General features: G+C 65.0%; 8 protein-coding genes and 2 tRNA genes. 8 read left to right on the top strand and 2 right to left on the bottom strand.

Annotated elements, in window-relative coordinates:
• The 3 genes from IPQ13_05865 to IPQ13_05855 all read left to right on the top strand — a co-directional run bounded on the left by IPQ13_05865 (position 1) and on the right by IPQ13_05855 (position 1,572).
• Complete coding sequence (locus IPQ13_05865; protein ID MBL0210424.1) at positions 1–1,320, top strand: adenylosuccinate synthase; 1,320 nt, start codon at positions 1–3, stop codon at positions 1,318–1,320.
• Between the two features lie 73 nt (positions 1,321–1,393).
• Positions 1,394–1,469, top strand: a tRNA-Lys gene (locus IPQ13_05860).
• Positions 1,470–1,497: 28 nt separating this feature from the next.
• Positions 1,498–1,572 (top strand) — tRNA-Glu (locus IPQ13_05855).
• A gap of 435 nt (positions 1,573–2,007) precedes the next feature.
• On the opposite strand, the gene IPQ13_05850 is transcribed toward IPQ13_05855, so the two are convergent.
• Positions 2,008–4,575, bottom strand: a complete 2,568-nt coding sequence (locus tag IPQ13_05850) for a hypothetical protein (protein ID MBL0210423.1) — start codon at positions 4,573–4,575, stop codon at positions 2,008–2,010.
• Positions 4,576–5,821: 1,246 nt separating this feature from the next.
• Here IPQ13_05850 and IPQ13_05845 point away from each other — a divergent pair.
• The 3 genes from IPQ13_05845 (at position 5,822) to IPQ13_05835 (ending at position 9,205) form a co-directional block, all read left to right on the top strand.
• A complete protein-coding gene (locus tag IPQ13_05845) occupies positions 5,822–8,497 on the top strand; it encodes a serine/threonine-protein kinase (protein ID MBL0210422.1) in 2,676 nt (891 codons plus the stop codon).
• 139 nt (positions 8,498–8,636) lie between these two features.
• Positions 8,637–8,915 carry a hypothetical protein gene (locus IPQ13_05840; protein ID MBL0210421.1) on the top strand — a complete coding sequence of 93 codons (279 nt, stop codon included), beginning with the start codon at positions 8,637–8,639 and terminating at the stop codon, positions 8,913–8,915.
• Positions 8,916–8,950: 35 nt separating this feature from the next.
• A complete protein-coding gene (locus IPQ13_05835) occupies positions 8,951–9,205 on the top strand; it encodes a hypothetical protein (protein MBL0210420.1) in 255 nt (84 codons plus the stop codon).
• 17 nt (positions 9,206–9,222) lie between these two features.
• Here IPQ13_05835 and IPQ13_05830 read toward each other — a convergent pair whose 3' ends face one another.
• A complete protein-coding gene (locus IPQ13_05830; protein ID MBL0210419.1) occupies positions 9,223–9,780 on the bottom strand; it encodes a porin family protein in 558 nt (185 codons plus the stop codon).
• A gap of 191 nt (positions 9,781–9,971) precedes the next feature.
• Here IPQ13_05830 and IPQ13_05825 point away from each other — a divergent pair, with 191 nt between their 5' ends.
• Positions 9,972–11,096 carry a geranylgeranyl reductase family protein gene (locus IPQ13_05825; GenBank protein MBL0210418.1) on the top strand — a complete coding sequence of 375 codons (1,125 nt, stop codon included), beginning with the start codon at positions 9,972–9,974 and terminating at the stop codon, positions 11,094–11,096.
• Positions 11,097–11,801: 705 nt separating this feature from the next.
• Positions 11,802–13,757, top strand: coding sequence for a polysaccharide biosynthesis protein (locus IPQ13_05820; protein ID MBL0210417.1), 1,956 nt, complete (start codon positions 11,802–11,804; stop codon positions 13,755–13,757).
• Positions 13,758–13,776: the final 19 nt, after the last annotated feature.

The raw sequence follows: 13,776 nt of genomic DNA, 5'->3' as shown, positions 1-13,776 counted from the left end.
ATGAGCAGAGCGTCGGAAAACCTCGCGGTCCTCGGCCTGCAGTGGGGTGACGAGGGCAAAGGAAAGCTGGTGGATCTGCTGGCTCCGAAGTACCGCCATGTGGTGCGGTTCCAGGGCGGCAACAACGCCGGCCACACCGTGGTGGTGGACGGCCAGACCATCGCGCTGCATCAGGTCCCCTCCGGGGCCCTGCATCCGGAATGCTTCCTGGTGGTGGGCTCCGGCGTGGTGCTCAACCTGGATGTGTTCCAGCAGGAACTTTCGCGGCTCCGCGACCGGGGCGTCCACGTCACGGACCGCCTGCTGATCTCCGACAAAGCGCACATCATCCTGCCCCACCACATCGCCCTGGATGTCTGGCGCGAAGAACGCGCCACCAAGCTCGGAGCCAAAATCGGAACCACCGGGCGCGGCATCGGCCCGGCCTACGAGATGAAGGCGGCCCGCATGGGCGTGCGCATGGGCGATCTCAAACATCCCGAAGTCCTCGCGGACCGCGTCCGCCCGGGCTACGACGAAGTGAGGCTCCGATTGGGGGAAGGCGCCGAAATGCCTTCGGTGGAAGCCATCGTGGCCAACCTGTTGAAGGCCGTCGAGCCGCTGCTCCACTGCATCGGGAATGCCCAATCGCATCTGCAAACGGCCTGCTCCAAGGGCGAACCGATCCTCTTCGAAGGCGCCCAGGCCACCATGCTGGATCTGGATCACGGCACCTATCCCTACGTCACCTCCTCCAACTGCAGCCTGGGCGGCCTGTTCACGGGCACCGGCCTTCCGCCCAAAGCGCTGCATCGCATCCTGGGCGTGGCCAAGGCCTACACCACGCGCGTGGGCGCCGGCCCCATGGTTTCGGAATTGCTGAACCCCCTCGGGGACCGGATCCGCGAAGCCGGCCGCGAGTACGGCACCACCACCGGCCGCCCCCGGCGCTGTGGCTGGTTCGACGCGCCCATCACGGCCCATGCCTGCCGCACCAACGGCGTGGATGGCCTCGCGGTCATGAAGCTCGACGTGCTGGACGAATTGGATGAGGTCGGCATCGTGGTGGCCTACCGGGATGCCCATGGCACCCTGACGGACCGACTTCCCTCCTGCGCCGCCGAGTGGGCCGGCCTGAGCCCCGAGATCCGGATGTTCAAGGGCTGGAGCAAGCCCACCCGCGGCATCACGGACCACCGCCAACTCCCCGCCGAAGCCCAGAGCTATCTCGACGCCCTGGCCGAGGCCGTGGAGACGCCCATCGCCTACCTGAGCACCGGGCCCGACCGCGCCGAAGGTTGCATCTACCCAGGCACCTTTCTAGAGCCCTTGCTGGGCTGATGGCGATCGGCAATCCAGCCTTGACCAGGGCGCCATCCCTTGGCACACTTGATTTTTGCTGTTTCGGCAGCATGGGCCCATAGCTCAGGTGGTAGAGCATCTCCCTTTTAAGGAGACTGTCGCTGGTTCGAGTCCAGCTGGGCTCACCACCACCCTTAACCCACTTCCCATTCCCATGGGGCCATCGTCTAGGGGTTAGGACACCGCCCTTTCACGGCGGCAGCACGGGTTCAAATCCCGTTGGCCCTACCAAAATCGCCACCCAAGGGTGGCGATTTTTATTTGTAGGGCCAACGGGATTTGAATCGCTCCGGCGCGGGAGTAGGCCAAGGCGCAGGGCGCGAGAGCGACCGCAGCCGGTCCGCGCAGCGGATGGACGCCCGCAGCCGGGCGCGGCCCGGAGGGAAATCCCGTTCACCAAGCAACTCCGCACAACAACAGAGGCGACCAACGGGATTTGAATCGCTCCGGCGCGCAGGTAGGCCAAGGCGAAGGGCGCGAGAGCGACCGCAGCCGGTCCGCAAAGCGGATGGCCGTGCGCAGCCGGGCGCGGCCCGGAGGGAAATCCCGTTGGCCCTACCCGACTTCCATCGCAAAGAGGCCAGCAGGATTTTTCGCTCTACTGGATTTGGATCACCTTGCTGGACTGGGATCCGTGGATTCGAAACCTTGCACCGGGGTAGCTTTTCACTCTGCCATCCCGCTCCAATGGAGCGCGTTGAAGAGCAGCTTGAAGGTGGCTTCGGTCTGGGCGCGGTGCTGAACGCGGAAGCCGAACAGGACGATCCTGCCCTTGCCCCATTCGAGGGCCACGGCCGAGGCTTTGCGTTCCAGGCGCTCGGCGCCCTTGATCCATCCGCTGGCCAGGATGTCCCGGGCATCGTCAGGATAGGAGGCCAGCACCACGCGCCGGTTCTGGGGCGTGTTGGGGGAGGTCTGAAACGCCATGGCATGGTCCAGGAAGCCGAAGCCTTCGGCCGGCATCCCCCAGGCCACGGGATGGGAGGCGTCGAAGCGCATGTGCAGGATCGAACCCGGCGAATTGAATTCCTCGGCCATGGAGCTGGAACGCCCTCCGCCGGTCCCGCCGCCCAGCACGTTCCGCACGGGCAGGGAGAATTCATCGATGACCAGATTCGAACTGGAAGCCAGGGCGACGAGGGTTCCGCCCTGCTCCACGAATTCCTTCAAGGCCTTGATCCCCTCCTTGCCCAGGGCGCCGCTGAACTCCGGCGGCATTTCCTCCTGGAAGCGGCGCACGCCGTCGGGGCCGGCCTCCATCCGCCCTTCCAGGAGCTGGGCTTTGGACACGTCCGGCAGGACGATGGCATCGAAGGCCTCGCGCAGTTTGCCCGCCTGGACCTCCTTGGGCAGCAGGCTTTTTGGTTCGAAGCCGTGCTGCTCGAGGATCCAGCGGGTCCAGCCTTCGTCCATGGACACGGACCAGGGCTTGAGCAAGGCCACTCGCGGCGCTTTCAGAGCCGTGAGTTTGCCCTTGGGCTCGGCCGCGAGGGACTGCAGCCTCAAGTGGTGTTGCCGCGCCAGGGATTCCGTGGCCGCGGTGGCGGGCAGGAGCACGGTCCCCGCTGCGAACTGCCGGCCTTCCGCATCGAAAGGCGCGAGCGCCACCTTGGCGGTCCCCGCCTTTAAGTGCGCATTCAGCAGCCCGGCCGAGGCGATGCTGCCCCGCTCCACCGCCACCACCGCCCCCTTGCCTTCCACGCCCCCCGCCGGCCAATCCGAGGGCTTGAGCGGACGCAGGGCCGCGCGTTCCGATTCCGTCAAGGCGGCCTTCGCGGACTCGGCGCCCATCATCATCGGCAGCGTCCAGGCGGCCACGTCGTAGGGGGCCATGGGCGGTGCGCCGGCGATGGGCTTGATCTCCGGATAGCGCTGGGGCTCCAGCATCTCCTTCACGAAGCGGCCCAGGGGCTGGGCGGTGGGCACCAGGAAGCTCCCGTCCTTCGCGACCTTCACCTCTGCGCCGTTCTCCATGAGCAGGTGCGCGAGCCGGGCTCCGGCGACGGGATCCTGCTGGCGGGCGGGGATGCGGTAGAAGGTTGAAGGATCCCCGGCCTGGATGCTCGTGGCCGCCATGCGGGCGCGGTTGCGCAGCAGATCGTCCTTGAGGTTGGCGCAGCTTTCCAGCAAGGCATCGGACGCGATGCGCTCGTAGTCCATGATGTCGCGCAAGTGCCAATCGCCGCCCTGCCAGGGGCTTGGGAAGTTGGTCTGGGCCTTGTATTCCACCAGGCCTTTCCCGCCGCCGCTCAGCTCGGTGGGATCCACGGTGACGGGCGTGGCCAGGCGCGCCGAAGCCACTTCCGTGAGCAGCCCCACCACGTTCTTCCACCAGCCGGTGTTCTTGGTGCCGCCGGGCCAGTAGGCATCGAACATGGTGCCGTAGGACACCCCCGCCTTGCCCGCCTGCTCCAGGCGCAGGCTCATGGTCGTGCCCAGCAGATCCACGGTCCGCCACACCAGGGGATGCACTTCCTTGGCCACCGGATTGGCGTAGGGCGGCACGAACATGCGCGGGCCCGTGGCGCCCATCTGGTGCTCGTCCAGCCAGACCTGGGGCAGCCAGGTTTGGTAGGCGGCGCGGTTCATGGCCAGGCTCTCCTTCTGGGTGAGCATGTACCAGTCGCGGTTGTTGTCGTGGCCGACGTAGTGGTGATAGAGGTAGGGCAGCCGGCCGCCTTCGTACTTCGTGCCCAGGTTCTTGCGGTAGTACTCGGTTTCCATCACCTGCCCGTCCGGGTTCAGGCTGGGCACCAGCAGCAGGATCACCTTGTCCAGGCGGCGCAGGGTCTCGGGATCCTTGGCGGTGGCCAGGGCGTGGGCCCATTCCATGGCCATCTGGGTGGCGCCGATTTCGCTGGCGTGGATGGCGCAGGTCACCAGCACGATGGCCTTGCCTTCCTTGGCCAGGCGCTCGATCTGGGCTTCGCTGAGGCCCCGGGGGTCCGCCAGTTTCCGGGCGATCTCCTGGTATTTCGCCTTCTCCTTCAGATTGGCCTCGCTGGAAATCACGGCCATGATCATGTCCCGGCCCTGGGTGGTGGGCCCCAGGTTCTCGATCTGGATCCGGGGCGAGGCCGCGGCCAGCGCCTTGAAGTAGGCGGTGATCTGGCCATAGTCCGCGAGCTTACGGTCCTCGCCCAAGTTGAATTTCAGGAATTGGCTAGGACTGGGTGGCTCCGCGGCGGCAAGCGAGAGCAGGGCCGGTAGGCAGGTGAAAACGGCCAGGCGCATGATGTTCCTCCAGGGGATCGCAGCCCAGGCTCCCACCCCTCGCATTGCGATACAAGCGGAGATAGAAAATAAAACCGAGGATTGCAGGAGTTGTCTCCACCATCGGGGCAGCCGTACGCTGGATGCGCGATCACGGAACCTGGCATTCCCCCCGGAGGTAATTGCGCGGACATTCCTACCCCAACTGGGCCCCGCCGGCGGCCGCTGACCGCCGTTGGGCGACTGGACCGGTCTGGGCCGGAACCGCCCGGCGGGGGAGAAGGCTTCCAGGCCCTTTACAACTAGGCGCGGCGCCTCCAGGAGAGCCTCGGACAGGCGCCCGGTTCGAGAGAAAAGCTGAAGATCGGCCGCGAGCTCGCCCTGGTGTGCGACGTCCCTAGCCTCCGGAACGAACCGGGTCAGCATCCAGCTGGGCGCCGAGAGGGTGGTATTCGACAACACCAACATCCAGGGAGTCCTGGGTGGCGGGACCCCCGGCTCCCCCTGATCCCCTTCATCACGGCCATCCGGACCTCCTGGAACAGGGGGGGAATGCCCGAAGCCACCCCGCCGCCGGGAACAGTTCAAAGCCCAGGCTGAGAATCCGCCCACATGGTGGAAAGCGGCACCCATGCTGCTCCTGCAGCCCGGGAGATACCTGATCGAGGACGGCGATCCGGACACTTGGGCCCGGAACCCAGGATCAGGAGGGAAGGGTTTCGTCCGGATTTTCGGCAAGCCGGGAACGTTGAAGGTTGAGGATTGAGAACTACTGAAGGAACAGTGAAGCCATCCTGCTTGCTGCTTCAGGGCGCAAGGATCTTCGCGCTGCCGTGGGATTTGTCGCCGTTGTCCACCCAGCTGCCCGAAGCTGTGGCGGTGGCCAGCGTGAACCTGAGCCGTGGGCCCGCCGGTTTCGTGAAGCTGAGTTTGGGCCGCGGGTCCCTTGACCCGATGGACGGAGGACAGGCTGGACCAGGTGATTTGTCCGACGATGGCTCCGGTGGAAGGATCGTAGCTGGTGATTTTCAACTGGAAGGGCCAGTAGCCGCCTTTGCGCCCCGCCGACCCCCCCCCCGATCCCGGCCACAGCCGGGCGCCATAAAACCCCGAGGGGATCGATCATCCCAAGTCGCATCTCCAGCCAAAATCCGGCCGGTCCCAACCATCGCTTGGGCCGGAGTGGAAAGTCGAAAGACCGAGGGAAAGTCGCCGCCGCTTCCGGGGCAGTTGGTATCCTCCTAAGCTGTCCGCCCCGGGGGTTGTCATGGCTCTGGAACCTGGAACCGTTTTGGGCCCCTACCGCGTGGCGCGGAAACTCGGCGCCGGCGGCATGGGCGAGGTCTACGCGGCCACGGACCCGCGGCTGGGGCGCGAGGTGGCCATCAAGGTGCTGCACAAGGACATGGTGCGGGACGCGGAGTCCCTGCGCCGCTTCCAGCAGGAAGCCAACACGGTGGCCGCCCTGAACCACACCAACATCGTGCAGATCTTCGATGTGGGCTCCACCGAGGACGGCTCCCCCTTCCTCGTCATGGAACTGCTGGATGGCGAATCCCTGCGGGAACGCATGGATTCCAAGCCCATGCCCCTGCGCAAGGTCGCCGAGATCTGCGTCCAATTGGCCCGGGCCCTGGGCGCGGCCCACGCCAAGGGCATCGTCCACCGGGACCTGAAACCCGAGAACGTGTACCTGATCAAGCAAGGGCCCGCCAAGATCCTGGACTTCGGCCTGGCCAAGCTTTCCACCCGGGAGGAGGCCCTGGTCGAAGGGGATGCCACTCGGGCGCTCTTCACCAAGCCCGGCATGATCATCGGCACCGTGGGCTACATGGCGCCGGAACAGGTGGAGGGCCATGGGGCCGATAGCCGGACCGACATCTTCGCCCTGGGCGTCATCATGTGGGAGATGCTCTCGGGGAGCCGCCCCTTCCGCAAGGACTCCTCCATCGACACCCTCCACGCGATCCTGCGCGACGATCCCCCGGAGATCCCGCCGGACCTGGGGCTGCCCGCTTCCATCGAGCGGATCCTCCGCCGCTGCCTGGAGAAGAATCCGGATGACCGGTTCCAGAGCGCCTACGACCTGGCCTTCCAGTTGGAATCGCTCTCGATCGTGAGCGGCTCCGCCAACACCGTGCGCATGTCCGCGGTCACCGATGCGGCCGAGGGCCAAACTCCCTGGTACCGCACGCCCCATCGCCTCTTCTACCCGCTGCCCATCAAGCTGCCCGCGAAGCTGAAGGTCTGCTTCTGGGACCGGGCGCAGTTGAGCGTCGCGTATCTGCTTGTGGCCGCGGCCGCCGTGATGCTCCTGATGACGGCCTTCGGCCACCCTCCCGTCGATCTCAAGAGCGGCCGGGAATTCGCCAAGAGCTTCAGGCCCGCCATGGATGCCACCGGCAACATCCAGTCCGCGGCCGTGTCCCGGGACGGCAGCCAGGTCCTGGCCTCCATCGTCGACGAGGCCGGCAAGACGAACCTCGTCTACCAGAAGGCCGGGCAGAGCGCGACCACCCTGGACAACGCCCCCGCGGAGGAAGTGCAGGCCCTGTCCAATACCGGGTCCGCCCTGCTGCGGAATCCGGAGGGCGACCTCTACCTCCAGGTGATGGACGAGAGCGCCAACCCCCTCAAGATCGCCACCCGCGTGCTGGAATCGGATCTCACACCCGACGGGTCCAAGGTGGCCCTGCTGCAGCGCAGCGGCGACCGGTTCACTGTGCAATTCCCCCAGGGCGTGGACTGCTACAGCACCCAGCATCGCTTGCGGGATCTCAAGATCTCCCCCAAGGGCGATGCCCTGGCCTTCTTCGAGCGGGATTCGAACCTGAACCTCTTCCACCTCAGAGTCTGGCGGAAGGGCGGGCTGGAGACCTGGAAGGGCGGCAAGGACCTGTGTCCCAAGGGGGCTTTCGCCATCGCTGCGCTGCGCGGCCTGGCGTGGAATCTGGAGGGCGACGGCCTCTACGTCTCGGTCCGCGGGGACCTGCTGGGCCTGGTCCGGAACCATGGGGGCGAGATCCTCCACCGCAATGCCGGCAGCGTCCGGCTCCTCGGCGCCACCCAGGAAGGCCCGCTGCTGGCGGTGGGCACCGAGCTGGTCATGGACCGGGGCCGGCTTCCGGATTCCAGCAAGGAAACAGATCTCGACTGGATCGCGGGGACCCTGAACGCCATCTCCGACGATGGCTCCAAACTGCTGGTGACCCGGGACAACGAGATCTGGCTGCTGCCCTCGAACCGCTCGCGAGGCCGGAAGATCGGCACCGGCACCGCGCAGGCGCTGTCCCCGGACGGGAAGCTGGTCCTGTTCACGGACAACGAGCGCATCCTTGGCGTGCCCGCGGAGGGGGGCGACCTCCAGATCATCGCCACCCAGGATGAACTGAAGAAACTCGGCTTCACCTTCACCGGGGATTCCAGCGATCCCAAGTTCGCCCTTTCGGTCGATGGCAAGTGGATCCTGGCGCTGCAAAAACAGGTGCTGGCGCGGAAGGCCATGAACGGCGGCGCCTTCGAACCTGTCCAGGCCCCCATGGACGGCTTCGCCTCGGACTGGCGCATGGAATCCGCCTTCAGCCCGGATGGCCAGCGGCTGGCGCTCCAGATCCGCGAGTCAGGCGAGCAGCGCTGGTGCCTGGTGCTGAACCTCGAAACCAAGAAACAGGAGGCCCGGACCCGGCTGCAGGATGGCGAACGGCTCCTGGCCTGGCAGAAGGAGGGCTCCTGCCTGGTCTTTCATTCCAGCAAGGGCCGGGCTGAATTCCGCGCGCTGGATCCCAAGACAGGCCAGCGCCGCGCGCTCTTCGCGCCGACACCGCACTATTCCAACGCCACGGCCAGGTTCCGGAACCTGCATTGCAGCGCCGACGGAGCCTACTACGCCTACCGCCACGCCACCGCCGGCCTTTCCCAGCTCATGATCGGAAAAGGGTTTTGAGGAGAATTCGCCCAAATGGCCATCGAGGCACGCGTTGAAACTGGAGCGTTGGAATTCCCCGGTGTGGAAAATGGGAAAGTGGGAATTCCCACTTGAAGCGCTCTCCCACCAAACGTAGACTCTCCAAGGGAGGATGAGGATGGCGGCCACAGATATGCGGAAGACCCTGAGGCCCGACAGCAAAGGCCGGATCACCCTTGGCAGCCTCGCCAATGGCGCGAGCTGCTTCAAGGCGTTCAAAGACAAGAAGGGGCGGATCGTCCTCGAACCTCAGATCGAGGTGCCTGCGATCGAGGCGTGGTTGTGGAAGAACCCGGCGGCCATGGAGGCCGTGCAGAAGGGGTTGAAGGACTCCGCCGAGGGCAAGCTGGTGGACCGCGGCAGCTTTGCCAAGTACGCCGACGAGATTGATGGGTGAGCAAGCTCAAGTTCACGAAGCAGGCCGACGGCGACCTGAACCGTCTTGAACAGGACAAGGGGCTTGCGAAACGGTTGAAAGCTGTCAGAAAGGCGCTTGGCTATTTGGAGCGCAACCCGCGCCATCAAGGGCTGAACACCCACGAATACGACTCGCTGATGGGTGTGAACGGAGAGAAAGTCTTCGAGTCCTATGCCGAGAACCAGACACCTGCCGCCTATCGCATTTTCTGGCACTACGGTCCGAGCAAGGGCGTGATCACGATCATCTCGATCACCTCACATCCCTGAAGCCATCCCCAGGTTTCCTACTTTTTCGGGGCAGGTCTCGGGGCCGGTTTCGCAACCCCGCCGAAACGCCAGCCCGCGGTGAAGACGACGGGCCACTCATGGTAATCGGCGTTGAACCGCATCAACTGGACCTCGGCTCCAAGCATCCCCGAGGCCCCGATCCGGTACTGGGCGCCGACGCCCGCCAAGGTCACGGATTTCGTGGTGGTGTCTTTGGATCCCGACCAGGGCGGTTCGACCCGGACGCTGCCGAACCCGGCTTTGGCGTAGAGATTCCATTGCTTGTCATTGGGAAGGAAATTGAACAGCACCGCAGCCGTGAGGTATTGCTGGCTCCCGCTGCCCAGGCCCTTGTTGGAATCAATGTTGGCAACCCGGAACGCGGCATCCGCCCCCCAGCGGTCCGTGAACCAGACCCCTCCACCGGCCCCGAACAGCGTGGCGCTCTTCGCGCCCCGGCTATCAGGTCCCTGGGCCTGGAACCCAACCTGGGCGCCGACCCACTTGACCCCTTCCTGGGCGGTGAGCGGCATGGCCGCGATCAGCGACGCGAGCAATAGACCTGGAATCCGCATGAGCTGTCTCCTTGGAAAACCGGCTCTCCGGGCAAGCATGGAAGAACGGTTGGTTGGCTTTGAAAACCCTATGATGACTAACCCAAGCTATACCGCGTAAGTGTGGAATGCAAAGACCTCTTTAATCTGCCAGAACCTGGCCGCTTAAGGATCCTGGGCCCGCCCTCTGCCACACTGGCGCGATGGCTTGCATCCACGACTGCATCATCATCGGCGCCGGGCCCGCGGGGGGCGCGGCGGCCTACCACCTGGCCAAGCGCGGCCGCTCGGCGCTGGTGCTGGAGAAGGCCCGCCTGCCCCGGGTGAAGCCCTGCGGCGGCGGCGTATCACCGGAAATCGCAGGCTGGTTCGACTTCGATTTTTCGCCGGTGATCGACGCCAAGGCCACCCGCGTCCGCTACACCTTCCGCGGGGAGGACCCCATGGAGGCCGATATGGGCACCGTGGAGCCGCTGTGGATGGTGCGGCGCGAGGCCTTCGACGCCTTTCTGGTCCAGCAGGCCGTCGCCCGGGGCGCGGAGCTGCGGGAGGGCTGCGCGGCGCTGGGCGCACGGTTCCAGGATGGCCTCTGGACCGTGGATACGGCCGACGGCCCGCTTCAAAGCCGCTTTCTGGTCGCGGCGGATGGCGCCAAGGGGCCCGCGGCGAAATGGCTGGGCTTCACCCACCGCAAGCACCGTGTGGCCGGCGCCATCGAGGCCGAGGCCCGCGCCCGGCCGGAGCCCCCCGGCCTCGTCCACCTGGATTTCGGCACGGTGGTCAACGGCTACGCCTGGAATTTCCCCAAGGCCGAGGGCTGGTCCTTCGGCGTCGGCGTTTTCCGCGGCAAGCAGACCCAGGACCTGCGCAGCGTGCTGGCAGACTATGGGCGGCGCTTTGGATTAGAGCTTTCCGAATGCAGCGTAGAGGCCCATCCCGTGCTGCTCTGGGACGGCGACCAGGATCTGCACGCGCAGCAGGCGCTGCTCATCGGCGAAGCCGCCTGCGTGGTGGACCCCTTCACCGCCGAGGGCATCCGGCCCTCCATGTTCACCGGCGTGAAGGCCGCCGAGGCCGTGGATGCCGCCCTGGCTGGGGACCTGGGCGCCCTGCCCCGCTACTCGAAGCTGGTGAAGCAGGAGGTGGGTTCCGAAATGGCCTGGGCGCGGCGCCTCGCCGCGCTCTTCCACCGGGCGCCGGAAACTGCCTACCGGGTGGGCGTGAAGCACCCGGCCGCCGCGCCGCACATGGCGCGGATCCTCACCGGCGAAGCCCGCTACTCCCAGCTCGCCGCCCGCGCCATCCAGCGGCTGATGCAGGGCCTCGTGGGCGGATGAATCGGAAAAACAAGGTCTTGAAGCTCATACGAGTTTGCATTCGAAAAGATAAAATTCACCACCAAGACACGAAGACACTAAGAAAGCGCCAAGCTCCAACATGGCTGATTTCGGCTCAAAATCGCTTCGCGAGGCGCGTAGCGCCTGCGGGCCGAAGGCCCGCAAATTCAGGTGGTCCGGCGCGGATCACACCTGAGCGTGAGCCCGCCGCCGGGCCACCTGAATTTCATCCGCGAAGCTCACACATGACGAGTCCCTTTGTGCCCTTTGTGGCTTGGTGGTTCTATATTCTTTGAATGCAACCAGGTATCTCACGCCAGCCCGGGCCAGGCGAGCTCCATACATTCGACTGGGTTGGAAATTGGCTGCGCAAATTAAAAATAATTAGCCACAAAAATCACAAAGATATACACAAAATATAAATTTGTATTTAATGCTCATTTTTTGCATTCTTTGTGCTCTTGGTGGCTAAATTATTTCCCCCATTGTTGGTTCTTCCGGTCAGATGCGGCGATGGCCCAGAGTGGCCTTTCGCAGCGTCCTTGGGGGCGATCCGCATCCAGGACCGCGAGTGCATGCTAACGAGGCATTTATTGCTGCTTCATGGCGATGAATTCCCGTGGCTATCATGGGCGATCACGGCATTTCCGTGGCTCCCTCCGGGCTCAGCTTGGGGGTTGGCGAACAACCTTGAGAAACGACCGCATGCGACCCAACTTCCATCAAATCCTTGAACATCCGCGCCTGCGCCGGGGCGTGAAGCTGGGCCTCGACCTATCGATTTCAGCACTCGCCTGGTCCTTCAGCGAACGGGCCTTTTCCGCCAGCCATCCGACTCCCGGCGGCCTGTGGAAATGGATCGCCCTGGCCCTGGTCGTGAACGTCATCCTGCAGCTCACCCGACAGCACTACCGGCTCATCGGCTTCCGGGATGCGGTCCGGATCTTCGTGGCGACCCTGGTCCTGCTCAGCGCCAGCGCCCTGATCGCCAACACCGCAGGCTGGCACCACATCTATCTGGATCCCAAGACCGCCATCGCCGCGGCATTCAGCACCGGTGGCGGCTGGCTGTGCATCCGCGGCTTCTTCAGGGCCCGCAATGATTGGCATTTCGGGATCAATGACCCCCAGGGGCCCACGGGTATCGACGACGGTTCCCAACGCCATCGCACGCTCATCATCGGCGCAGGCAAGGCCGGCCTTCTGGTCTCCCAGGAGATGATCCGGCATCCCGCCCTGGGCTGCCGCGTGATCGGCTTCCTGGACGACGCCACGGACAAGCAGGGACTCAAGATCCACGGCATCCCGATCCTGGGAACCACCCAGCAGTTGGAAAGCGTCATCGGCGGGCATGGCATCAGCCAGGTCATCCTGGCCATGCCGACGGCCCCCGGCACGGTCATCCGCCAACTCAGCGAAGTGGCCCGGGCCTGCTCCATGGAAGTCAAGACCGTGCCCGGCATCTCGGATCTGCTGGGTCCCAAGAACTGGAAACCCGAACTGCGCGACATCTCCATCGAGGACTTGCTCCGCCGCGATCCCATCGAGCTGGACCAGCCTTCCATCAACGAAGTGCTCGGGGATTCCGTGGTGCTGATCACGGGCGGGGGCGGCTCCATCGGCGGCGAACTGGCCCGCCAGGTGACCACCTTCCGGCCCTCGCGCATCGTGCTGCTGGGCCGCGGGGAAAACAGCCTTTGGGACATCGAACGATCGCTGCGGGCCCAATTCCCGAACCAGGGCATATCCATCGAACTGTGCGACATCCGCAACATGCCGGGGCTGATGCAGGCCTTCAAGCGCTGGAATCCGGATGTGGTCTTCCACGCCGCCGCGCACAAACATGTTCCGTTCCTGGAAGCCCACCCCGAGGAAGGCGTGGGCAACAATATCTTCGGCACCAAGAATGTGCTTGATGCAGCCCTGGCCGCGGGTATCCGGACCTTCGTCAACATCTCGACGGACAAGGCGGTTAACCCCACCAACGTGCTGGGCGCCACCAAGCGGATCGCGGAGCAACTGGTCCTGTTCGCCGCCGCAGACGCGCCCCCCGACTGCCGGTACATGAGCGTCCGCTTCGGGAATGTCCTCGGCAGCCGCGGCAGCGTGATCCCGATCTTCAAGGAACAGATCCTGAAGGGCGGACCCCTCACCGTCACGCACCAGGACATGACCCGCTACTTCATGACCATCCCCGAAGCCAGCCAATTGGTGCTCCAGGCGGGGATCCTGGGGGACACGGGCAAGGTCTATGCGCTGGATATGGGCAGCCCCGTGCGGATCATGGATCTGGCGTCGGACATGATCAAACTTTCGGGCCTCGTGTTGGGCCAGGATCTGGATATCGAATTCACCGGCATCCGCCCCGGGGAAAAGCTGTTCGAGGAGATTTTTGCGGATGGCGAGCCCACCCGCACCAACGTGCATCCCAAAGTGTTCGAAGCCGACCCGGAACCCTGCTCCCGCGAGCTGCTGGACAGCAGCCTGGCCATCCTTTCCGCGGCCTTGGCCCTGCCTGAAGGCCAGCGCCAATCCGAGATCCTGAAAGAGCTCCAGAAACTGGTCCCCACCTACAAGCCTTCGATGCTGGGCCTGGGCCGCTACGCCAAAGGCGCGCGAAGCCGCAGATCCCGCGGCACCGACCCCTTCATACGCCCCTGAATCGGCCACTCTGTGGCCC

It is taken from the genome of Holophagaceae bacterium (assembly GCA_016720465.1).
Classification (GTDB): Bacteria; Acidobacteriota; Holophagae; order Holophagales; family Holophagaceae; genus JANXPB01.
Note: the sequence above shows the minus strand (reverse complement) of the source record. Positions and strands in the feature narration are given on the sequence as shown.

Coding starts and splice junctions, on each gene's coding strand:
- IPQ13_05865 (MBL0210424.1), top strand. CDS start 1: ATGAGCAGAGCGTCGGAAAACCTCGCGGTCCTCGGCCTGCAGTGGGGT.
- IPQ13_05850 (MBL0210423.1), bottom strand. CDS start 4,575: ATGCGCCTGGCCGTTTTCACCTGCCTACCGGCCCTGCTCTCGCTTGCC.
- IPQ13_05845 (MBL0210422.1), top strand. CDS start 5,822: ATGGCTCTGGAACCTGGAACCGTTTTGGGCCCCTACCGCGTGGCGCGG.
- IPQ13_05840 (MBL0210421.1), top strand. CDS start 8,637: ATGGCGGCCACAGATATGCGGAAGACCCTGAGGCCCGACAGCAAAGGC.
- IPQ13_05830 (MBL0210419.1), bottom strand. CDS start 9,780: ATGCGGATTCCAGGTCTATTGCTCGCGTCGCTGATCGCGGCCATGCCG.
- IPQ13_05820 (MBL0210417.1), top strand. CDS start 11,802: ATGCGACCCAACTTCCATCAAATCCTTGAACATCCGCGCCTGCGCCGG.